Origin of the sequence: Gillisia limnaea DSM 15749, assembly GCF_000243235.1 — a bacterium.
GTDB classification, from domain to species: domain Bacteria; phylum Bacteroidota; class Bacteroidia; order Flavobacteriales; family Flavobacteriaceae; genus Gillisia; species Gillisia limnaea.
In genome coordinates this window covers 1939069-1958651 of the sequence record NZ_JH594606.1, presented here as the reverse complement: position 1 = coordinate 1958651, position 19583 = coordinate 1939069, and the positions used below count along the sequence as shown (strand labels likewise).

The following is a 19583-nucleotide window of genomic DNA, read 5'->3' as shown; positions in this document are numbered from 1 at the left end:
ATTATTTTGGGGCTTCTTCTATCCGAAAACCAATTTCGGTAATACCTTCCAGGTTTTCAATTCCTTGTTCACTGTTATTTTTTCGCATAGCGTGTTTAAGAAAAACCACATATTCGCCGGGTTCTTCAAAAATCACCTGCTCTTTGTACCAGAGTTTATTTTCCTTAACGCTCCCAAATCCCGTGCCAAGCCATTCCCCGCCAGGGGCTGCCATTTCATATTCCAGGGTATCGGTTATAACTTTTCCCTGTGGAAACTGGATTTCTGCTATCAAAAATAAATTGCTGAAAGCAAATTCATTATTATTCCGAACATTTATGAACAGGTCATATTCCTTTTCCGGAGCTATATTTTGAAGTTTAAACGCAACAACTGAATCTTTATTCCATGCTGTTGAAATAGAATGGTATTCATCATAAACCCGTTTAGAGTCGCAGGATACAAATCCTATTGCGGCTATAACCAACATCCATAAGAACAATCTATTCATTTTTGGATGGATTTTGTTTGCGACGTTTATTTTTACGGCGTTTTTTATTGGTGCTTTTCGGGGAGTCAAATCTGGTTAAACTATCCTGGCCAACCACATTATTGAAATCTGATTTAGAAGTATCCTCTTTCTCGATCAATACCTCATATTCTTCCAGGCTGTTTACCGATTCCCGTGCTGTATTGGCTTTTATTATTTTATTTGCTTGCTCGGGAGTTAATTTATGCCAGTTCATCCAATCTCCTTCATAGGCATACCATAAAAACCCCTGGAAAATATCTGTTTTCTGGCATACAGCGGTTCCTTTTTTGGTAAATAACTTAATTTCTGTTTTTGGAAAATCTTTTAAGGCGTCCAGATAGGTATCTAATTCATAATTCAAACAACATTTTAGCTTACCACATTGTCCCGCTAGTTTTTGAGGATTCAGGGATAATTGTTGATATCTCGCCGCTGAAGTATTTACCGATCTAAAATCTGTTAACCAGGTGGAACAGCAAAGTTCCCTTCCGCAGGATCCAATTCCTCCTAATCGTGCAGCTTCCTGCCGGAACCCTATTTGCCTCATCTCTATACGCGTGCTAAATTCTACCGCAAATTCCTTGATTAATTGGCGAAAATCCACACGTTCTTCTGCAGTATAATAAAAAGTTGCTTTAGAGCCGTCTCCCTGAAATTCAATGTCGCTTATTTTCATGTGAAGGTTAAGCCTAATGGCTATTTCCCGCGCACGAACTTTCATTTTATCTTCCTTGTTCCTGGCTTCCTGCCAGATATCAATATCGCGTTGAGTCGCTTTTCTGTAAATTTTTAGAACTTCAGGGCTATCAATTGCCACTTTTTTCTTCTTCATTTGCACACGCACCAGTTCTCCGGTAAGTGTTACAATCCCTACATCATGACCCGGTGAAGCTTCTACTGCCACCACATCTCCAATACTTAGTGTTAATTTTTCAGAGTTTTTAAAGAAATCTTTTCTTCCGTTCTTAAAACGGATCTCCACACAATTAAAAGGCTCTACCCCTCCCGGAAGTGACATATTTGAAAGCCAGTCAAAAACGGTTAATTTATTACATCCGTCTGTACCACAGGTTCCATTATTCTTACATCCCTTTGGCTGACCGTCTTTCCCGGTCGAGCAACTGCTACATCCCATACTCTTTATATATATTGAAATTCTAACAAGCCTGATGCCTGTTGAATTTTAGATTCATAAATAATTCTAAAAGGTAAATATACCAATATTAATTGGTACCCAAAGTTCTTACGTTTTATAACCTAATGTTTGAATTTTAATACCGAAGATCTCCCTTTTTTGAAAATTTTATTGCTGTTTGGAATTCCTTTTCGGAGTGCTTTTTGTTCCTCATAGGGCAAAGCCGTTATTTCTTTACACGCTGTTGAGCAACAATTATTCATCGCTTTGGCACATTCTTCACACTGAATGAAAAGTAAATGACAGGCTTCATTATCGCAATTTACATGCGAATCACATGGTTTTCCGCATTGATGGCAATTTGAGATCACCTCATCTGTAATTCGTTCACTGCGCCTGTGGTCAAAGACAAAATTTTTTCCAACGAATTTATTCTCCACCTCTAAATTTTCCACCTGCCGTGCATATTCAATAATTCCACCTTCCAGCTGAAATACATTTTTAAATCCCTTATGCTTGTAATATGCACTCGCTTTTTCACAACGTATTCCCCCGGTACAATACATGAGAAGATTCTTATCTTCCTTGTGTTCCTTCAAATCTTCCTCAATAATATCCAGGGAATCCCTAAAAGTATCAACATCGGGGGTGACAGCACCTTTAAAATGCCCGATCTCACTCTCATAATGATTGCGCATATCGACCAATACCGTATTGGGGTCCTCCATCAACGCATTAAATTTTAGCGCATCTACATGCACCCCTATATTTCTTACGTCAAAGGTTGCATCATTGAGGCCGTCGGCAACTATTTTATCACGTACTTTCACCTTTAGTTTTAAAAATGATTTGAGGTCATGCTCAATGGCAATGTTCAACCGTACATCTTTTAAGAAATAAATGCTGTCTAAAAAGCTTTTGAATTCATCAAATTTTTTGGCTGGAAGTGAAAGTTGCGCATTTATACCCTCCTGGGCAACATAAATCCTTCCCAGAACTTCCATGGAATCCCAGGCAAGGAATAAATAGTTCCTGAATAATTTTGGATTCCCAATTTTGGCGTAGGCATAAAAAGAAAGAGTTAAGCGGTGTTCACCTGCTTGTTCAATAAGGGCTGCTCTTTCTTTTGCGCTTAATTTATTGTACAGTTGCATGCTATACCAATTTTAAGTTAAAAGAAAAATTTTTGCAAATGTAATCCATTTCGGGCAGGAACGAAAAAATGCCCTGAGATTCCTTCCCAGGGCATTTTTTTGAATGGCTAATTCGTTATTATTATTTTTTACTTACTATCATAAAAAAACAAATAACGTTAGCCACCATCAACCCTGCTACTACAACTCAACAAAATTGTAGTGGCAGCGCCAAATCGATTCAAAATTAAACTGATTTTAAGAAACCTCATAATACTGCTTCTTTAGAATAAGATGCAAACATTTACAAAAGGTTGCGTGTTAAATTGTAGCGAATCAAAACTTATAGTATTTTAGCTGCACGCATTTAAAAAAATAGATAAAAAATATTATGGTCGACGAAAAAGAAAAAGAAGCTAAATTAAAAGCGCTAAAGCTTACCCTTGATAAAATGGATAAAACTTACGGAAAAGGGACCGTAATGAAGATGAGCGATCAGCCCATTTATGAAGGGGAAGCGATTTCAACAGGATCTTTAGGTTTAAATTTGGCTTTGGGCGTAGGTGGATATCCGCGCGGAAGAGTTATTGAGATCTATGGACCGGAATCTTCGGGGAAAACAACTTTGACTTTACATGCCATCGCCGAAGCACAAAAAGCGGGTGGAATTGCTGCATTTATTGATGCAGAACATGCATTTGACCGTTTTTATGCTGAAAGCCTTGGAATAGATCTTGAAAACCTGATTATCTCTCAACCCGATAACGGGGAACAAGCTTTGGAAATAACCGATAATTTGATTAGATCCGGAGCTATTGATATAATTGTAATAGATTCTGTTGCCGCTCTTACTCCTAAAAGTGAAATTGAAGGAGAAATGGGAGATTCAAAAATGGGACTTCATGCACGACTTATGTCTCAGGCTTTAAGAAAATTGACCGCCAGTATTAGCAAAACCCATTGTACCGTGATTTTCATCAATCAACTTAGAGAAAAAATAGGTGTTATGTTTGGTAATCCGGAAACAACCACCGGTGGAAATGCACTTAAATTTTATGCATCAGTAAGGCTTGATATAAGAAGATCAACTCAAATAAAAGATGCAAACAGCAATGTTTTGGGGAATAAGACGAAAGTAAAAGTCGTAAAAAATAAAGTTGCTCCGCCATTTAGAACCGCAGAATTTGATATTATGTACGGGGAAGGAATTTCCAAAATTGGTGAGATAATAGATATAGGCGTAGATTATGAAATCATTAAGAAAAGTGGCTCATGGTTTAGCTATGAAGACACTAAATTAGGCCAGGGTCGGGATGCAGTAAAAGCTGTTCTCAAAGATAATCCAGAGCTTATGGAGGAACTTGAAGAAAAAATCAAGGCCGCGATTAAGATCGCCAACGAATAAAATAAGCTTCACATTTGACAAAAATCCTGCAAAAGCGGGATTTTTGTTTTTTATCCACGCAACCCTTTAACATTATTTGCATCTGATAAGTGTAACCTACTTATTTAGTTAATTTTTCAGATGAAAAAATTATTACTGCTATTATTTTATTCAGCAATAATGACTGCCTGCTCCAGCGATGAAGACAACGGCGGAATGATGCAGAATCTGGCGGTTATAACAACAGTAGAATTACCCGAGAGTTTTGAATATAACAGGGAATATGAGATTAAAATCAATTATAAGCGCCCAAGCACCTGTGACTTTTTTTCAGGATTTGATATCTCAAAAAACACTAATATAATAACTGTAGGTGTAGTAACAAGTTATCGCACAAGCAATACGACATGTGAGAGCACAGGAAATTTAAATACGAGCACAAAATTAAATTTTGTTGCAGATAGGGATGATTTTTATATCTTTAAATTCTGGCAGGGTGAAAATGCAGCAGGAGAGGTTCAGTTTTTAACCGTAGAAGTCCCCGTAACCCGTCCAGGAATGTAGTATTAACTAACAATTCCCCAGACATTTGAGTTTAAATCAGCTCATACATAATTGTAAGAAACAGGATATAAGAGCACAGGAGCAATTGTATAGGCTATATGCCAACAAATTATTTGCGGTTTGTCTAAAATATTCTAATAGCTACCAGCAGGCTGAAGACAATCTGCAGGATGGTTTTATGACGATATTTGATAAAATTTTACAATATCAGGACAAAGGTTCTTTTGAAGGTTGGATGAAACGAATAGTGATCAATACCGCCCTTCAGAAATACAGGAAACAAACTGTTTTTGAACTGGTTAATGAAGAACAGCTCAAAGAGCCTGCTCTTGAAATCGATGAGGAAGAGGTGTCCATCGATTATTTACTGGAGATAATCCACGCATTGCCGGACAGATACCGACAGGTTTTTAATTTGTATGCATTAGATGGATTTTCTCATAAGGAAATTTCAGAAATGCTTCAAATTACAATAGGCACTTCCAAATCCAATTTGGCCAGAGCCCGAATTATATTAAAAGAAAAAATTGAAGCCAGCCAGGAAAAACTGGCCGTGTATTCATCATAGTAATGGAAGAAAAGAAGCATATAGACAGATTATATCAGGAAAAATTCAAGGATTTCGAGGCTAGTCCGCGAGAAGAAGTCTGGAAGAATATTTCCACCAGATTACAGCAAAAGAAACGTAAAAAAAGCGTTTTGCCTCTTTGGTATAGAATGGCCGGAGTAGCAGCTGTGCTCGCATTGTTTATAAGTTACACCAACGGATTGTTCAAAACCAATACTCCTCATGGATCCCAAACAGCTTCAGCTGTTATGGATGAAAATTTTATTGAGGTAAGTCTGGCGTCTCAGGCTTATACCGAAAATATGATCCGATCTTCCACAATACTTCAGGCATTGAGACAGAATACCCAAAACAGGGAGGCCATCGAAGCGCAGGCAGCATTTTTTAGAAGTGAGAAAAACAATAATGAAAGAACCTTTGGAAGTATAAAAACTACAACCGCTTCTGTTAATTTGGAAAATGAGGCATATACATTTTCTGATTTTGAAGTTTTAAAAGCTGAAGTTGCGATAGGAGAAGTAGAGGAAACCTCAACAAGACCACTACGTGATCTTCCAATTGCAAACATTAGTACAAAAGATGAGGAGTCCCAACTTAGCGAAAAATCCAGTGCCTCAAAAAAATTAAGGGTTTCTACCATGGCCGCACCTATTTACTATAATAATATGGGAAGCGGCAATGCAATAGATCAACGTTTTGCTAATAATGAAAACAGCAGTGAGATCACACTTTCCTACGGAATAAATTTTGCTTATCAAATTTCAGAAAAAATTAAGATTCGTACCGGTATAAGCAAGGTGGATATGAGTTATAACACTAACAACGTCGCGTTTACAGCGACAGTTAATCCAGTTGCCTTAAGCGGGATTAATTATGGTGATAAAATCCCAAATTTCCGAATCGAGAATACCATGGGGCGTCCATTTAGCAATGTTAGTGCTTCTGCAGAATTTAACCGGGCAAGCCTGGCTTCTCCAACAGTAGGTTATTTAAATCAGCAAATAGGTTTTATTGAAGTTCCTTTGGAAATTGAATATGTGATTATTGATAAGAAAATAGGTGTCAATATTATTGGAGGGGGTAGTACGCTTTTCCTGGACAGGAATATGATCTCACTTAATTCTGCAGACTTTTCCACCAATCTTGGAGCGTCAAACAATCTTAATAATTTGAGTTTTACGACAAATATTGGGTTAGGATTTGACTATAATATTTCTTCAAAATTTGAATTGAATCTTGAACCCATATTCAAATACCAAATGAATGCTTTCAATGGAAACACGAGCAATGTAAATCCTTATTTCTTTGGGGTTTATTCTGGTTTCAGCTTCAAATTCTAAACCTACAAAGAAGGATCTCTTAATTCCTTCAGAATCAAATCATAGGTTTCCTGTCTAACAACTCTTTTGTCTTCCTGGGTTTTTCCTTTGGTAGGAATAATTGCGTGTACTTTAGCCCTCATTTTCCCGGGACTTCCAGAGAAAAAAGTATAGGAAAATCGCTTCTTGTTATCATGAAATGTAATTGGCACGATAGGGATTTGGTGATCTATCGCCAGCCTGAAGGCACCTTCCTTAAAAATGGTAAGTTCCAGGTTTTTATCTTCGGGAACTCCTCCTTCCGGAAAAATACAAATGCTGTTGCCCTGCTTTAACCTGCGCTGGGCCTCTTCAAATACCTGAAATTTACTCCGTTGACTACTTCTGTCCACCAAAATACAGGTTCTCCGGTAGAAATATCCAAAAAGCGGAATTTTTGTAAGCTCCTTTTTTCCAACAAAAACAAATGGATGATCTATGACCGTCAACATTAACATAATGTCTATTATAGAAGTGTGATTTGCTACAAACATATAACTCTCTCCCTTTTTTAATTGAGCGGAAGATATTTTTTTTGGAACAAATCCCATCCCGTAAACAATGCATTTCGCCCATATTCTTGCGCAGGCAAAATACTGCGGATAGTACTTTTCTGAAGAGGTGAAAAAGATCAAAAAAGGCAGCATAATAATTATGGGTAATCCCATAAGCACATAGAACCAGATTCGCCAAAGAAGGATGAGAAATTTTTTGAATACATTCATAAGAGCCAAAAATACTAAAATGAATTAAGCCAATTCCATAAAAGAAGTACCTTTGTAAAAATTAAATAATTCAATGGCAAGAATACTTACCGGAGTGCAAAGTACAGGCACTCCTCATCTGGGGAACTTATTGGGCGCCATAATTCCGGCGATTGAAATGGCCAATCGTCCTGAAAATGATTCCTTTTTATTTATCGCAAACCTGCATTCTCTCACCCAAATAAAAGACGCATCAGTTTTAAAGGAAAACACATACTCTACCGCGGCTACGTGGCTTGCATTTGGTCTCGATATTGAAAAAACCGCTTTTTACAGGCAAAGTGATATTCCGCAGGTTACAGAACTTTCCTGGTATTTAAGCTGCTTTTTTCCATACCAACGCTTAACCCTGGCGCACTCTTTTAAAGACAAAGCCAATCGACTTGAAGATGTGAATTCAGGCTTGTTTTCGTATCCTATGTTAATGGCTGCGGATATTCTTCTTTATGACGCAGAAATAGTTCCCGTAGGAAAAGATCAATTGCAACATATTGAAATGACCCGCGATGTAGCATCGAGATTCCATGCTCAAATGGGGGAAACATTTGTAATTCCCGAAGCAAAGGTCCAGGAAGAAACCAAATACATTCCCGGGATTGACGGGGAAAAAATGAGCAAGTCCAAAGGGAATGTGATTAACTTATTTCTGTCAGATAAGGAACTTCGCAAGCAAATCATGAGCATCGCAACCGACAGTACTCCCCTGGAGGATCCAAAAGATCCTGAAACCTGTAATGTTTTTGCATTGTACAGACTCCTTGCAGAGGCTGCACAAATTGATGAAATGCGTTTTAAATATCTGGCGGGTAACTACGGATATGGTCATTCCAAAAAAGCCCTTTACGAACTAATAATCCATAAATTTGAAAAGCAACGTGCGCGTTATCGCTATTATATGGAAAATACCGAAGAAATAGATGCTGCTTTGAAAAAAGGAGCGGAAAAAGCTTTTGAAACAGCCAACGAAGTACTTTTAAGGGTGAGGACTAAACTAGGTTACTAAATGGCTTCAAATAATTTTCCCGGAAGCGGCCGGATGACCCCTTTTAATTCCATTTCCAGCAATAATCCGGCAGCTTTATAGGTTGGGATGTCACAGCTTAAGGCGATGGTATCCAGTTGCTGCTTCCCGTTTTCTCTTAAATAGCGATGGATTGGTTGCTCTGTGGCGTCTAATTCTACAAAAAGCTGTTTTTGCACCACAGATTGGCCATTGTTTAGATCCCAGTTGAGGATATAGACAAGATCTGCGGCGCTTGTAAGTAAATGGGCATTTTGAGATTTTATCAGGTTATTACAACCACGACTTTGCGAGTCATTAGGTCTTCCAGGAACTGCAAAAACCTCGCGATTATAAGAATTGGCGATATCTGCAGTTACAAGGGAACCTCCTTTTTCGGCACTTTCAATCACTACCGTCGCTTCACTAAGTCCGGCAATTATCCTGTTGCGTTTTAAAAAATTTGTGCGTTCAAATGCCTGGGTAGACCAGAAATCGGTAAAAAAACCACCGTTTTCTTCCACCTGTTCAATATATCTTGAATGAATTTTTGGATATATCTGGTTTAGGCCATGAGCCAGGCAACCAATGTTTTGCAATTTATTTTTAATCGCGGCCTTTTGAGTGGTAATATCTACGCCGTAAGCAAATCCGGAAATGATAACAGGATCTAAAGGAGCAAGTTCCTCAATAAATCGTTCACAAAAAGCGGTCCCATGAATGGTTACATTTCGGGTTCCTACCACGCTTATTATTTTTTTATTCTTTAGATCTATTTTTCCGCGGGAAAACAACAAAATTGGCCCATCGTTACAATGCTTGAGTTTTTCAGGATAATCATGATCCTGATAATATGTATATCCAATAGTATTATCCTGAATATATTTAAGCTCTGTTTCTGCTGCATGTAAATGCACAGCATCGTGTAATCCTTTCAGCTTAATGCTTCCAATTCCGTCTATTTTAAGAAGGCTTTCTTTTTTTGCTTTCAGCACCGCTTCAGCAGATCCAAGATGCCTGATAAGCTTTTTAGCAGTACTATCCCCAAGATTTGGAATATTTTGCAAAGCCAGCACATAAAGTAATTCAGATACATCCATAATTTTAAAAGCTTTGCCGGATAAAACGAAATAATGAGATCAAATTCTTGTTAATTATTCATTTTCAAGGATTAATAACACTCAAGGAGTACTAAAAATACTGAAAAAAACATTTGTTAATAAGATATCTTTAGCTAATTTTATGCTGTTGCTTAAAATCTTACTTTTGTTATTATGACGATAGCTACTTTCATCTCAGATTTACTTTACCGATACGAATGTGTAATCCTTCCCGGTTTTGGCGCATTTTTAACCCAAAAGGAGTCGGCACATTTCGACGAAGCTTCCAAAACTTTTTTCCCGCCTAAAAAGCAGGTTTCCTTCAATGCACAATTAAAGAAAAGCGATGGGTTGCTGGTAAACTATGTTTCAGATGTGCAGGGAATCTCATATCCTGCCGCCGTTTATAAGGTGGAAGAATTTGTTCAGCAAATCAACCAACAACTGGAAAAAGAAAATAAAGTAGCTTTAGATACTTTGGGGAATTTCGCAATTTCTTCTGAAGGAAACTTAGTATTTGAACCTTTTAAAGCAACTAATTTTCTTTCTGAGGCCTTTGGGTTAAGCAGTATCCCGGCTTCTGTGGTTAAGCGGGAAGCTTATAAGAAACAGGTTCAGGAACTCGAGGAAAAAGTACCTTTTCTTTTCACTCCGGAAACAAGACAAAGCAGGCCTTATTTGAAATATGCTGCCATAGGATTAATAGCTTTAGGTCTTGCCGGATTTACCGGTTTAAATATCTACAGCAACCAAGTAAACCAGCATAATGTTGCTGAACAAAAGGCCGCCGAATCTCAATTACAACAACAAATTCAACAAGCTACGTTCGTTATAGATAATCCCCTACCGGAGATTACCTTTAAAGTGACCAAACAAATTGGAGATTATCACATCGTTGCAGGAGCTTTCCGTGTGGAAGAAAATGCCCACCAAAAAGTAACCGAGCTAAGGACTGAAGGTTTTAAAGCCCGTTATATTGGTGAAAACAAGTTTGGACTTCATCAGGTGGTTTATGGTAGTTTTCAAACCAGACCGGAAGCCATGGAAATGTTGAGAAAAGCCAAAAAATCCAATGAAGGAGCCTGGATGCTAATTCAGGAATTTTAATACTTCATTAACTTGTAAACAGCTGGAATGGCTTGTACCTTTGCCAAAAAATTGGCAGAATGCAATCAAGAACTCCAACAGATTCCCGTACTATACTTACAGACCTTGTTTTACCAAGTGAAACTAATCCGCTCAACAATCTATTCGGTGGTGAACTATTAGCACGAATGGATCGTGCAGCGAGCATTGCAGCTAGAAGGCATAGCCGAAGTATCGTTGTAACCGCCTCTGTAAATCATGTTGCATTTAACAAAGCCATTCCTTTAGGAAGCGTAGTTACTGTAGAAGCGGCTGTTTCCCGGGCCTTTAAAAGCTCTATGGAAATCTTCATCGATGTTTGGGTGGAAGATCGCGAAAGTGGAAAACGATCTAAGGCTAACGAAGCTATTTATACTTTTGTAGCGGTAGATGAAACCGGATCTCCCATAAATGTTCCTGCTTTGGTCCCTGAAACAGAACTTGAAAAATCACGTTTCGATGCTGCATTAAGAAGAAAACAGCTAAGTTTGGTCCTTGCCGGAAAAATGAAGCCAAAAGATGCAACGGAGCTAAAAGCTTTATTTAAGGATTAGATTATCCCAGGATTCCCATCCACAATTTTAAGCAGGAATTAGTCATAATGAAGGAATATTCATTCGTGGCTTACATTCGTAAGATCCATTCTGCAGGATCCAGTTTATCCATGTTTTTATAGATAAGGAAATATAAAGTTGTTTTGCCTGAGCTGCTACTGGTGGCAACTTCTCCAATATCCTGACCCAGGGAAACAACATCTCCCCTGTTCACGTATACCTTGGAAAGATTATTATAAATGGTAAGATAATCTCCATGCCTTACCATTACAGCTTTATTTGCGCCTTTTACCGCCTGAACTTCACTTACTGTTCCACCAAAAACTGCCCGTGCTTTTCCACCTTTGTCGGTTTCAATGCGCACGCCATTGCTGTTGATACTTATAGATTTCACGACCGGGTGCGGTTGAGTACCAAATCTTGTGGTGACAACCCCAGAACGAACCGGCCATGGAAGTTTCCCTTTATTGCTTGCAAAATTTGCCGCAAGCGCTTTTGCCTCCGGAGTTAATTCATAAACATCCCGGGAAGTTGAACCGCTTTCTTTATTGGCAGCAGCGATAGAAGCCCTTATTATTTCATCAATTTGTTTATCTATAGCGTTGATCTCCTGCTGCTTCTTCTTGATTTGCGAAGCAAATTGACCCTCCTTTTGTCTTATACTCTTTATAAGAACCTGCTGAGATTGACGATTTTTTCCCAATTGCCCCCGGGTTTCCCTGTTTTCAGCTATTAATACATCCTTTGTTTTTTTCTGCTTGATCAAACTTGCGTTAAGCTGCTGCATTTCTTCTGTACGCAGCTTTATTTCGTCTCCCTGCTGTTTTCTGTAGTTCGCGTACTGTTTCATGTATTGAAGCCTCTTATAGGCTTGTAAGAAGCTTTCGGAAGACAATAAAAACATCACCCTGCTTTGCTGGGATTTACTTTTGAAGGATTTTTCGATCATTTGAGAATAATCTTCCTTTAATTTTTCCAGTTCCTTCCGAAGACTCTGAATTTTATTGGTGTTGGAATTGATATCCCGGGTAAGCAAATTCGCCTGCTGGTTAGTTACCTTAATCAAATTCTCTGTAGTTCTTATCTGCCGGTCCAAATCTTCCACTTCGGTTAAAACCGATTTTTCCTTATTTTTATTTGAAGTTCTTAAACTGTTAATCCTCTGAATTTCTTCCCGAAGTTCCAGGCGACGTTGCTCCAAATCTTCACGACTGGTTTGAGAATACACTGAAAAATTCCCGGTATAGAGAACAACCATCAGGAATAGTAGCGGGATATAGTTTTTAAACATCATTATTCTAGAGCGATTTCATCATATCCTGAAGGAATTTCAAACGGGAAACTCACCGGATCGTTAAAAGTTACCGATTTAAAGGAGATCTCAATCTGGGTGCCACTTCCCTGGCTATTTGCCACGATCCTAATCTCTTCCGGGATAGTTTTTCCATTCACCCTTTGGTATTTTGGATAGGTAACGGTTACATTCCTGTTTTCTTTCTCCTGTGATAATTGCTGTGCAATTGCCTTAAAACTTTTAGCATCCAGCAGGAATAATTTCTTAATTACCTCCAAATCCTTTATAGGTACCAATTGATATCCCTGAATGGATTCGGTTAATTTATAGCGTTCTGATCTCAAATCGTAGATGGTTTGTCCAATCAACAAGTTCTGCAATTTATCGAAGTCTAAAGGAGTTCCCAGCCATTTGCTAAGCAATCTATAATCTCCATCAAAATAGGTTTTGCTTATCTTTTCGTAGTAACTCACCCTATCTTTGGTTATAATGGCTTTTGCCAATGGAATTCCGAGCAATTGAGCGCTCATCCAGATGACACTGTCTTTTTGCATTCTAAAACTCACCGTAACAGATTGTGAACGGTCTTCATCCTGATATTTCAAGCGCAAACGGCTGTTCATGGTTTTAAAATCTGCTTCGTTGCTGTAATGCATGGCAACAACTTTTGCGGTTGCTGCATCTTCAATTTCAACAGGTTCCTTCCTGCTCTTACAGGAGATAATCAATAAACATATGCTTAGTAGGGTGAATGCTTTCTTATACATCTAATTTTGACTTTTTTTAATTTGTGTGGCCTTTTCATTGAATTCTGTCGCTTTTTGAGCGTTTCCAAGTCCGGTGTAAGCAATAGACAATTGATCATAAAATTCGGCTGTCATTTTTTGATCATCTATTAAATAATCGAGGCCAAATGTAAGTATTTCCGCTGCTTCTGTAAATTCCTTCTGCTTATTTAACGCAGCGCCCTGAATTAGATAAAGAATTGGTTGGGCAGGAAAAATTTCAATAGCATGTTCACTTAGTTTTAGCGCATTTTCGAGTTTTAAAAGATCCAGTTGCAGCAGCAACGTTTTCCGCAAAAGATCAAAATTATCAAGGTTTTTTTCAATGCCCAGCTCAAAATACCCGAGTGCCTTTTCCTTTTGGTTTTTTATAAGATAATATTCCCCAAATCTTTGATAGATTTCGGGACTGTTTTCCGATCTTGAAAACACCTCAGCAACTCCCTGCAGCAACTCCTCATAAGAAGGATTCTCATTTACAAAAAGCAAAAAATCATTCAAAACCTTGAACTTCGAAACAGGATCAATTTCCTCCGCCTCCAGAATAAGTTTCATTGAATTAAGCGCTTCACTTGTTTCACCGGAATCCAGATGAAATTTATACAGTGCCAGGTGAACCACTTTTGAAGTAGGGAAGATTTTCTCCATATTTTTAGCCGTTTCAAAAGCTTCTTTCTGCATATTCTGTTCGCTGTAAACAAATATAAGGTTGAGATAATTCCTTTCATTCTCAGGGTTAAGCTTTATGGCATCCAGTAATACCTGTATTTGCGCCGGAGTATTTTGGGTAAGCGCATAAATTTGCTGTCTTAAACCAGTCCTGTATTCCGTTAAACCAAGTTTTGAATCCAACGTATCGAGCAAGCTTAATAATTTGTCATACTGTTGGCTCTCAAATAAAAGATTGGCCAGATTTTCATTGTATTTTGAATTAAAAGAAAGCAGTTTTTGAGCTATCAAAATAGCCTGTTCGTAATCCTTATCGTAATAAAAGGCCTCCATCAATTCTACCAGCACCCATTCCTGGTTGGGTTGCAATCTATTGGCTTTTTGCAAACTGGAAATCGACTGTTCGTAATTTTCAAGTGCCTTGTAATTTTTTCCAAGCTCAAAATGAACCACAGCATTATCAGGTTGCAGGCCTTCGCATTTTTTAAGTGCAACGATCGCCTTTTCATAATTCTCGATGGCCTTTTGCTTTAAAGCTTCAAAAAAATACTCCTGAAATTCATCGGTTACAGTTCCCAGATCATCTACATTAACTTCCTGTACAGGGGTTTCGATCTCCTGCGCAATTACTTCGGAAGAAAATAAAATCCCCGAAATTATCAGAATAATTAAGTACCTGTTCTTTTTCACACTCTTTCATTATTAACGCTAAATCAAAAGCACCGAAAGCGGCTATTTATTCTAAAACCGAATAATCTCCAATGCTAATGCTTGTGAAGTCCCCGTTGAATTTTGCAAAACTTCCAATCATCGCATTGTCCAATTTTGCATTTTTTATTTCAGAAAAATTCTGAATTAAACTATTTTTTATAGTGGAATCCTTCACCACACAACCATCTCCAATAGATACATTTGGACCTATCTTCGCATTTTCCAACACCACATTTTCGCCTATGAAACAAGGTTCGGTAATTTCAGAATTTGTAATCTTAACAGAATCTGACATCAGCTTTTCACCATCCTGATGCAAAAATTTCAACATCCTTCCGTTGGTTTCTACTGTAACGTCTTTATTTCCGCAGTCCATCCATTCGTCTACCTGTCCGGGAACAAAAATCAAGCCTTTTTGCTTCATCCCCTCAATTCCGTCATTGATTTGGTATTCCCCGCCACGAATAATATTTTCGTCCAAAACGGTTTGTAATTCATTCTTAAGGACTGCAACATCTTTAAAATAATAAATTCCTATCACGGCAAGATCTGAAACGAATTCTTCCGGTTTTTCGACAAGATCTGTAATATGGTTCTTTTCATTTAGTTTTACCACTCCGTAGGCGTATGGATTTCCCACCTGTTTCACCCAAATAACACCATCGGCATTTTTATCGAGTGTGAAATCTGCTTTAAAAAGTGTATCGGCATAGGCAATTACTGCGGGACCTTCCAGAGAATCCTTGGCGCACATGATCGCGTGACCTGTTCCCAAAGGTTTATCCTGGTAGTAAATACTGGCTTTTGCACCAAGGCTTTCAGCAATCTTAATAAGATCTTTTTCCACTTTTTCACCAAAATCAACTCCAATAATAAAAGCGACTTCCTCAATTTTTTCATCCAATACTTTAGCGATATCTTCCACCAAACGGTGAACTATAGGCTTTCCTGCTATAGGAATTAAAGGTTTTGGAACAGTTAAGGTATGAGGGCGAAGTCGTGAACCACGACCTGCCATAGGTACTATAATCTTCATGCGTTCTATTTAAAATATGGAATATTGGAGGGTAGCTTATGGAAAATTAAATTTTAGTCTCCAATATTCATTGTTAATAATTTTTACTTTTTTACTTTGTTCCGGTGCTTCCAAATCCTCCGACTCCTCTTGAGGTCTCTTCCAGAACACTCACCTCTTGCCAGGAAATATGTTCATGTTTTGCAATTACCAATTGTGCCACGCGTTCTCCATTTTCAATGGTGAAATTTTCGTTAGAGAGATTTACCAGGATAACACCAATTTCCCCTCTGTAATCTGCATCTATGGTACCGGGAGAATTAAGGACTGTTACTCCTTTTTTTGCAGCCAGACCACTTCGAGGTCTTACCTGGGCTTCATAACCCAAAGGTAATTCAATAAACAATCCGGTTTTCACAATAATGCGTTCCAATGGTTTTAACGTAATTGCTTCGGTAATATTGGCTCTCAAGTCCATTCCTGCAGAAGCTTCTGTCTCGTAATGCGGCAACTTATGAGTAGACTTATTGATTATTTTAATTGTCATTTTTTTAATATTAAGTGTTTAATTGTCCTTTTTTCCTGAATAAAAATCAAAGTTAAAAAAGCTATCCATAAACTTATTCCTATAAAATAATTATTCCTGAAAAGATAAAAATGTACGGCAGAAAAAGCGATCGAGCTAACCAGATACAAACCTATTTTTTTTAGATTGTAGGGAATTGGATAGTATTTTTGACCAAAATAGTAGGATAGTAACATCATCGTTCCATAAGCAGCTACTGTTGCAATTGCCGAGCCCATATAGCTCATGGTAGGAATTAAAATAAAGTTTAATGAAAGGGTAATGATTGCCCCTCCAATGGAGATATAAGCTCCAAATTTAGTGCGATCTGTAATTTTATACCAAACAGATAAATTGTGATAGATCCCTAAACAAAAATTGGCCAACAAGATTAGAGGCACCACCTTCATAGCTTCCCAATAATCACTATTCCGAATTAAAAGAACTTTCAAAGGATCTAAAAAAATCACGACGGTCACAAAAATTATCGATCCAAATGCCACAAAATACCGGGTGATAAGCGCATAGGTTTCCTGAGCGTTTTTTTCTTCGGCTTGACTAAAGAAAAAAGGTTCTATCCCCATCCTGAAAGCAGTTGCAAACAGGGTCATGAAAATGGCGAGTTTGTAACAAGCGGCATAGGCTCCAACTGCTGCTTCTGCTATGTTTTCCGGTAACAACCAATCAAGGAGAATGCGGTCAAAAGTTTCATTTATAGCAAAAGCAATTCCCGCAAATAAAACCGGATAGGAATAGCGAAGCATTTGTTTCCAAATTGTAGCATTGAATGAATATTTTATTTTGGCATAAAAAGGCAAGATCATTAACAGGCTTATACTGCTCGCAATTACCATAGAAATAAAAATGTAAGAAATTTCGAAACCTGGAAAATAGAGGGTTTCAAAAATACCTGAAGAGATTCCCGGAGTGGTTCCTGTTGCAAGCCGGGGTAAAAATACCAGGAAAAATAAGTTTAGTCCAAGATTTACGGCTACATTCAGGATTTTAATGATTGCATATTTCGTTGGTTTTTCATTCGCCCTAAGCCATGCAAACGGAATAATCACTAAGGCATCCAATCCCAGAACAAACAATGTATAAGTGATATAATCTTCACGTATTCCGGATAGCGCAGCCAATTGTTCTGAAAAAGTATACGCAAGGATAAAGAACAATAGTGAAGAAAAAATAAGGGATAAGGCAGCGGTAGATATTACCAATGACTTATTTGTTTCTTTATGGAAAAACCGAAAGAAAGCGGTTTCCATCCCATAAGCAAGAATTACATTAAATAAAACAATCCAGGAAAAAATAATAGAAATCTCCCCATATTCCTTTACCGGGAGGACCTCTGTGTATAATGGAACCAGCAAAAAACTTAACATTCGAGGTAAGACCGTTGCCAGACCATAGATAAATGTTTGCTGAAAAAGGTTTTTTAAGCTGCTCAACAGGGGGTTTCGTTTAAGGTATAAATATCTTAATTAATCGGTTAATTCCGGCCTGTAGAATAGCTTAATTTGCAAATACTATTCTTTTGAACGTTCTTTTATTCCCGTAATTCTATAATATTTCTTTTTATTATTTTCCTTAAATACAACTAAGGCCTCATCGCTCTTTAACTCAAATGGAACTTTGACAGGCATTTGCGGCACCTTATTAGCATATTCTTCCGCTGGGTCCGAACTCATGATAAGTTCTTTGTTTCCAGTGTTAAACTGAGCAGTATAAACCCCCGTATTCTCAGGATCTTGTTGCAACGCCGATTTCATTCCACGAAAATATACGCTGTCAAGGCTAATCCTGTTAGCCTGAATCGCTTTTACGGGAATAAAGAGCTGTAAAGAATTAGAGGTTGACGTGAAATAAGATTGATCAAATTGAGCTGGTGATCCCTCCTGAAGTTCTTTATTGCTTGCACAACTGTTCAACAAAACTGCAGCAAGCACTGTGCTAAATACGAGGTAGAAATATTTCATAATAAAATTTTTTTAATAATTAATAAGTATAAAACAAAATGCATGCCAAAAGAAAACCCCGGCACATCTGCAGGGGTTTTCCGGTATATGGTAAACATTGTGTAACTCTAATTGTTCAACGCTTCAGAAAGTGAGAATTTGACTCCGCTACCGCTGCGTCTAATTGTTCAAGGCTTCAGAATGTGAAAATTTGACTCCGCTACCGCTGCGTCTAATTGTTCAACGCTTCAGAATGTGAAAATTTGACTCCGCTACCGCTACGTCTAATTGTTCAAGGCTTCAGAATGTGAAAATTTGACTCCGCTACCGCTGCGTCTAATTGTTCAAGGCTTCAGAATGTGAAAATTTGACTCCGCTACCGCTACGTCTAATTGTTCAAGGCTTCAGAATGTGAAAATTTGACTCCGCTACCGCTGCGTCTAATTGTTCAAGGCTTCAGCTCCACCAACAATTTCCAAAATTTCATTGGTAATAGAGGCCTGACGGGCCTTATTGTAAGATAATTTAAGGGAATCCCTTAATTCGGTAGCATTATCTGTTGCCTTATGCATTGCTGTCATACGAGCTCCGTGCTCTGATGCCTGAGAATCACTCATCGCTTTAAAAAGCTGCATTTTCAAAGATTTTGGGATCAAATCCCTAACAATCTCTACTTTAGTTGGCTCAAAAATATAATCCAACGTTACATTTTTGTCTGTAACAAATTTCTCGATAGGTAAAAATTGCTCTGTAGTTATAATTTGAGTCGCTGCATTTTTGAACTGGTTATAAACAAATACGATCTCGTCATAGGTTCCATCCAAAAACAATTCCATCAATTCTTCGGCGATTACAGCAACATGCTCATAATCTAAATTATCGTAGATAGCATTGTTGGTTTTAGAAATGGTAAAACCTTTTTTCAATACATCGCTCGCCTTTTTCCCTATTGTATAAAGGCTCACATTTTTATCGCTGTATTTTTCAGCAGCGATTTGTCTAACACCTTTAACAATATTATTATTGAATGCTCCAGCCAAACCACGATTTGAGGAGATAGCAACAATCAAAACGTTTTTAACCTCGCGTTGCTCTGCATATTTACTGCTGGTATCATCATCCAGAGTTGCGCTTAAACTTTGAAGCAGTTCTGTTAACTTTTCAGAATAAGGACGCATTTGGGTAATGGAATCCTGGGCCTTGCTCAACTTTGCAGCCGACACCATTTTCATAGCGCTGGTAATCTGCATGGTTGATGAAACCGATGTTATCCTGCTTCGTAATTCTTTTAAGTTTGCCATTTTTTTTTAGTATTGAGTATTGAGCACTTGTTGTGAACCAGTTGCTCAATACTTTATAAATCATTTTTTAAATACAAGCCAGAGTTGCT

Annotated in this window: 20 protein-coding genes; 7 read left to right on the top strand and 13 right to left on the bottom strand. The window is 37.9% G+C overall.

Annotation, left to right across the window (positions count from 1 at the left end; all coding sequences use genetic code 11):
- Nucleotide 1 precedes the first annotated feature (1 nt).
- From GILLI_RS10540 to trhO, 3 genes are all read right to left on the bottom strand, one after another.
- Entirely contained in the window at nucleotides 2-490 is a 489-nt protein-coding gene (locus tag GILLI_RS10540) for a gliding motility lipoprotein GldH (RefSeq protein ID WP_006989101.1), read from the bottom strand.
- Complete coding sequence (locus GILLI_RS10535; RefSeq protein WP_006989100.1) at nucleotides 483-1646, bottom strand: PSP1 domain-containing protein; 1164 nt, start codon at nucleotides 1644-1646, stop codon at nucleotides 483-485. The genes GILLI_RS10540 and GILLI_RS10535 overlap by 8 nt, the downstream gene beginning before the upstream one ends.
- Nucleotides 1647-1768: 122 nt before the next feature.
- The gene (gene trhO, locus GILLI_RS10530) at nucleotides 1769-2800 is read right to left on the bottom strand and encodes an oxygen-dependent tRNA uridine(34) hydroxylase TrhO (RefSeq protein ID WP_006989099.1); all 1032 of its coding nucleotides are present in this window, start codon (nucleotides 2798-2800) and stop codon (nucleotides 1769-1771) included.
- A 370-nt stretch (nucleotides 2801-3170) separates the two neighbouring features.
- Here trhO and recA point away from each other — a divergent pair, with 370 nt between their 5' ends.
- The 4 genes from recA to GILLI_RS10510 all read left to right on the top strand — a co-directional run bounded on the left by recA (nucleotide 3171) and on the right by GILLI_RS10510 (nucleotide 6635).
- A complete protein-coding gene (recA, locus tag GILLI_RS10525) occupies nucleotides 3171-4184 on the top strand; it encodes a recombinase RecA (protein WP_006989098.1) in 1014 nt (337 codons plus the stop codon).
- A gap of 120 nt (nucleotides 4185-4304) precedes the next feature.
- The gene (locus GILLI_RS10520; protein WP_006989097.1) at nucleotides 4305-4727 is read left to right on the top strand and encodes a hypothetical protein; all 423 of its coding nucleotides are present in this window, start codon (nucleotides 4305-4307) and stop codon (nucleotides 4725-4727) included.
- A 25-nt stretch (nucleotides 4728-4752) separates the two neighbouring features.
- Nucleotides 4753-5295, top strand: a complete 543-nt coding sequence (locus tag GILLI_RS10515; protein WP_006989096.1) for an RNA polymerase sigma factor — start codon at nucleotides 4753-4755, stop codon at nucleotides 5293-5295.
- A 2-nt stretch (nucleotides 5296-5297) separates the two neighbouring features.
- Entirely contained in the window at nucleotides 5298-6635 is a 1338-nt protein-coding gene (locus GILLI_RS10510; protein WP_006989095.1) for a hypothetical protein, read from the top strand.
- A 2-nt stretch (nucleotides 6636-6637) separates the two neighbouring features.
- Here the strand turns inward: GILLI_RS10510 and GILLI_RS10505 are convergent, their stop codons facing one another.
- A complete protein-coding gene (locus GILLI_RS10505) occupies nucleotides 6638-7378 on the bottom strand; it encodes a lysophospholipid acyltransferase family protein (protein ID WP_006989094.1) in 741 nt (246 codons plus the stop codon).
- A 73-nt stretch (nucleotides 7379-7451) separates the two neighbouring features.
- Here GILLI_RS10505 and trpS point away from each other — a divergent pair, with 73 nt between their 5' ends.
- Nucleotides 7452-8420 carry a tryptophan--tRNA ligase gene (gene trpS / locus GILLI_RS10500; protein ID WP_006989093.1) on the top strand — a complete coding sequence of 323 codons (969 nt, stop codon included), beginning with the start codon at nucleotides 7452-7454 and terminating at the stop codon, nucleotides 8418-8420.
- Here the strand turns inward: trpS and dprA are convergent.
- Complete coding sequence (gene dprA / locus GILLI_RS10495; RefSeq protein WP_006989092.1) at nucleotides 8417-9517, bottom strand: DNA-processing protein DprA; 1101 nt, start codon at nucleotides 9515-9517, stop codon at nucleotides 8417-8419. The two genes, trpS and dprA, sit on opposite strands and share 4 nt — an antisense overlap.
- Before the next feature lie 174 nt (nucleotides 9518-9691).
- Between dprA and GILLI_RS10490 the strand changes: the two genes are divergently transcribed.
- Together GILLI_RS10490 and GILLI_RS10485 are read left to right on the top strand one after the other, a co-directional pair.
- A complete protein-coding gene (locus GILLI_RS10490; RefSeq protein ID WP_006989091.1) occupies nucleotides 9692-10624 on the top strand; it encodes an HU domain-containing protein in 933 nt (310 codons plus the stop codon).
- Between the two features lie 59 nt (nucleotides 10625-10683).
- Nucleotides 10684-11196 carry an acyl-CoA thioesterase gene (locus tag GILLI_RS10485; protein ID WP_006989090.1) on the top strand — a complete coding sequence of 171 codons (513 nt, stop codon included), beginning with the start codon at nucleotides 10684-10686 and terminating at the stop codon, nucleotides 11194-11196.
- Nucleotides 11197-11266: 70 nt separating this feature from the next.
- Here the strand turns inward: GILLI_RS10485 and GILLI_RS10480 are convergent, their stop codons facing one another.
- From GILLI_RS10480 to atpG, 8 genes are all read right to left on the bottom strand, one after another.
- Nucleotides 11267-12487, bottom strand: coding sequence for a murein hydrolase activator EnvC family protein (locus GILLI_RS10480; RefSeq protein WP_006989089.1), 1221 nt, complete (start codon nucleotides 12485-12487; stop codon nucleotides 11267-11269).
- A gap of 2 nt (nucleotides 12488-12489) precedes the next feature.
- Nucleotides 12490-13257, bottom strand: a complete 768-nt coding sequence (gene lolB1, locus GILLI_RS10475; protein ID WP_006989088.1) for a lipoprotein insertase outer membrane protein LolB1 — start codon at nucleotides 13255-13257, stop codon at nucleotides 12490-12492.
- Nucleotides 13258-14634: a tetratricopeptide repeat protein gene (locus GILLI_RS10470; protein WP_006989087.1), complete on the bottom strand. Its 1377-nt coding sequence runs from the start codon at nucleotides 14632-14634 to the stop codon at nucleotides 13258-13260.
- Between the two features lie 46 nt (nucleotides 14635-14680).
- Nucleotides 14681-15691: a sugar phosphate nucleotidyltransferase gene (locus tag GILLI_RS10465; RefSeq protein WP_006989086.1), complete on the bottom strand. Its 1011-nt coding sequence runs from the start codon at nucleotides 15689-15691 to the stop codon at nucleotides 14681-14683.
- A 91-nt stretch (nucleotides 15692-15782) separates the two neighbouring features.
- Nucleotides 15783-16217, bottom strand: coding sequence for a dUTP diphosphatase (dut, locus tag GILLI_RS10460; RefSeq protein WP_006989085.1), 435 nt, complete (start codon nucleotides 16215-16217; stop codon nucleotides 15783-15785).
- Nucleotides 16214-17686: an oligosaccharide flippase family protein gene (locus GILLI_RS10455; RefSeq protein ID WP_006989084.1), complete on the bottom strand. Its 1473-nt coding sequence runs from the start codon at nucleotides 17684-17686 to the stop codon at nucleotides 16214-16216. Before GILLI_RS10455 ends, dut begins: the two co-directional genes overlap by 4 nt.
- Before the next feature lie 78 nt (nucleotides 17687-17764).
- Nucleotides 17765-18214: a hypothetical protein gene (locus GILLI_RS10450; protein ID WP_006989083.1), complete on the bottom strand. Its 450-nt coding sequence runs from the start codon at nucleotides 18212-18214 to the stop codon at nucleotides 17765-17767.
- Nucleotides 18215-18633: 419 nt separating this feature from the next.
- Nucleotides 18634-19494, bottom strand: coding sequence for an ATP synthase F1 subunit gamma (gene atpG, locus GILLI_RS10445; protein WP_006989082.1), 861 nt, complete (start codon nucleotides 19492-19494; stop codon nucleotides 18634-18636).
- Nucleotides 19495-19583 lie beyond the last annotated feature (89 nt).

What these genes read in the sequence shown, in the direction of transcription:
- GILLI_RS10485 (WP_006989090.1), top strand. Translation starts at nt 10,684, where the DNA reads ATGCAATCAAGAACTCCAACAGATTCCCGTACTATACTTACAGACCTT.
- GILLI_RS10465 (WP_006989086.1), bottom strand. Translation starts at nt 15,691, where the DNA reads ATGAAGATTATAGTACCTATGGCAGGTCGTGGTTCACGACTTCGCCCT.
- GILLI_RS10520 (WP_006989097.1), top strand. Translation starts at nt 4,305, where the DNA reads ATGAAAAAATTATTACTGCTATTATTTTATTCAGCAATAATGACTGCC.
- lolB1 (WP_006989088.1), bottom strand. Translation starts at nt 13,257, where the DNA reads ATGTATAAGAAAGCATTCACCCTACTAAGCATATGTTTATTGATTATC.
- trpS (WP_006989093.1), top strand. Translation starts at nt 7,452, where the DNA reads ATGGCAAGAATACTTACCGGAGTGCAAAGTACAGGCACTCCTCATCTG.
- GILLI_RS10480 (WP_006989089.1), bottom strand. Translation starts at nt 12,487, where the DNA reads ATGTTTAAAAACTATATCCCGCTACTATTCCTGATGGTTGTTCTCTAT.
- GILLI_RS10540 (WP_006989101.1), bottom strand. Translation starts at nt 490, where the DNA reads ATGAATAGATTGTTCTTATGGATGTTGGTTATAGCCGCAATAGGATTT.
- GILLI_RS10450 (WP_006989083.1), bottom strand. Translation starts at nt 18,214, where the DNA reads ATGAAATATTTCTACCTCGTATTTAGCACAGTGCTTGCTGCAGTTTTG.
- dut (WP_006989085.1), bottom strand. Translation starts at nt 16,217, where the DNA reads ATGACAATTAAAATAATCAATAAGTCTACTCATAAGTTGCCGCATTAC.
- GILLI_RS10535 (WP_006989100.1), bottom strand. Translation starts at nt 1,646, where the DNA reads ATGGGATGTAGCAGTTGCTCGACCGGGAAAGACGGTCAGCCAAAGGGA.
- GILLI_RS10510 (WP_006989095.1), top strand. Translation starts at nt 5,298, where the DNA reads ATGGAAGAAAAGAAGCATATAGACAGATTATATCAGGAAAAATTCAAG.
- trhO (WP_006989099.1), bottom strand. Translation starts at nt 2,800, where the DNA reads ATGCAACTGTACAATAAATTAAGCGCAAAAGAAAGAGCAGCCCTTATT.
- GILLI_RS10490 (WP_006989091.1), top strand. Translation starts at nt 9,692, where the DNA reads ATGACGATAGCTACTTTCATCTCAGATTTACTTTACCGATACGAATGT.
- dprA (WP_006989092.1), bottom strand. Translation starts at nt 9,517, where the DNA reads ATGGATGTATCTGAATTACTTTATGTGCTGGCTTTGCAAAATATTCCA.
- GILLI_RS10505 (WP_006989094.1), bottom strand. Translation starts at nt 7,378, where the DNA reads ATGAATGTATTCAAAAAATTTCTCATCCTTCTTTGGCGAATCTGGTTC.
- atpG (WP_006989082.1), bottom strand. Translation starts at nt 19,494, where the DNA reads ATGGCAAACTTAAAAGAATTACGAAGCAGGATAACATCGGTTTCATCA.
- recA (WP_006989098.1), top strand. Translation starts at nt 3,171, where the DNA reads ATGGTCGACGAAAAAGAAAAAGAAGCTAAATTAAAAGCGCTAAAGCTT.